Source organism: Pelomicrobium sp. G1 (genome assembly GCF_051905455.1).
In the GTDB taxonomy this organism is placed as follows: Bacteria; Pseudomonadota; Gammaproteobacteria; order Burkholderiales; family UBA6910; genus Pelomicrobium.
The window spans coordinates 1-247 of the sequence record NZ_JBQACR010000501.1; the positions used below are offsets into that span (position 1 = coordinate 1).

Below are 247 nucleotides of genomic sequence, written 5' to 3' on the forward strand. Positions count from 1 at the left end.
CTATTACGGTACCGAAGTTTGTATTATGTGCAGGCAAGGATTACGTGGTCGATAAGCAGGCAGAGCGCGATTTTTATGAGGCTCTTAATACCACTGATAAACGCTGGCAATTATATCCAGACAGCTACCATGCGATCTTTCATGAGACCAATAAGGCAGATGTCTTCGCGGATTGTATCGAGTTCGCTGAGCAGGTATTCAGTAAGAACGTCAAAGCGCCTGATTTAAGCGCGGCTCATCTTAATAG

1 pseudogene is annotated in these 247 nt (G+C 44.9%); it reads left to right on the plus strand.

The window, feature by feature from the left end:
* Positions 1–44: 44 nt before the first annotated feature.
* Positions 45–247 (plus strand): annotated as a pseudogene (locus ACTFO6_RS19385) (hypothetical protein); the annotation flags it as partial.